Annotated in this window: 1 protein-coding gene; it reads left to right on the top strand. The window is 61.8% G+C overall.

Annotation, left to right across the window (positions count from 1 at the left end):
* Positions 1 to 671: 671 nt before the first annotated feature.
* Complete coding sequence (locus tag ACIQ2D_RS22355) at positions 672 to 881, top strand: hypothetical protein (RefSeq protein ID WP_003945392.1); 210 nt, start codon at positions 672 to 674, stop codon at positions 879 to 881.
* Positions 882 to 1019: the final 138 nt, after the last annotated feature.

Below are 1019 nucleotides of genomic sequence, written 5' to 3' on the forward strand. Positions count from 1 at the left end.
CCATCTCGCGTGAGATTTGGCTAAGGTTCTCGAGACCCTACAATGCTCCGCTGCGCTCCGCTCTGTAGAAGCGAAAAGATCCTTTTTCCTTTCTGTCCTTCCGATCCTGATCGACGGCGGTCCCGGCGCAACCCCTGGCGGCTTCGCCGGCCTCCGGCTCCGAAAACTTTTTCAAAGACGCTTCGCTGAAAAACTTTGCGGCCCAAGCATTGCGCCGTGCCCTCATACCGCCGATCCGGAGCTCCATGTCAGAACGGAAAAAAATTGTCAGGTGCCACCGAGAGGGTCCGGACACCAACGAAAGGTCAAGTCAGTGAACGGTTACGACTTCGAACAAGGCAAAGACCACGACGCCGCGACCATCCATTACGCCGGACTGACTTGCGGGTGCGGTGACTACTCCTGCCCTCGCATGCACGACGACGCCGCGCAGTGCGTCAACGCCGAGTAACGACAACCACCCACCAACCTCGAGCAAAGGAAAAACGATGAGCAACGAGACGAACTGCGATTGCGGCCAAACCTCCTGCCCTGCAATGGCAGACGGCACGCAGATGTGCAGCTACCCGGACCCCGGCGACTACGCCTGCACCGCGCAAAGAGCTGGCGACGAGGACTGCATCTGCGGTTGAGCGACCCGCCACCCACCACCCACCACAAAGGAGCCCCACATGAGCACCGAAACCGACACCCTCGCACCCGCGCTTGTCGCCGTTGTCGAGGCGACCGCAGCGCTCGATGCAGCGATGTTCGACCGCCGCCGCGAAGGGTTCATCGACGTCACCGCCCTGGTCGACGCCTTCGCAGCCGCCCGCGCCGCAGCACGCGATGCCGGACACACCGAGGAGGACATCGACGCCGCCGCCACCCCCACCAACTAACCACCCACCCATCCGTCACACGCAAGGACGCGCAGCATGACCGACCACAACCGCCCGACCGAAGGAGAAAACGATGTACGGCTACGACCTGCACAACATCTGCGAGAAAGCAGATGCCTGGGCGAAGTTGTTCGAGAC

Source organism: Lysinibacillus sp. NPDC097287 (assembly GCF_044761695.1).
GTDB lineage: Bacteria > Bacillota > Bacilli > Bacillales_A > Planococcaceae > Lysinibacillus.

What these genes read in the sequence shown, in the direction of transcription:
- ACIQ2D_RS22355 (WP_003945392.1), top strand. Translation starts at nt 672, where the DNA reads ATGAGCACCGAAACCGACACCCTCGCACCCGCGCTTGTCGCCGTTGTC.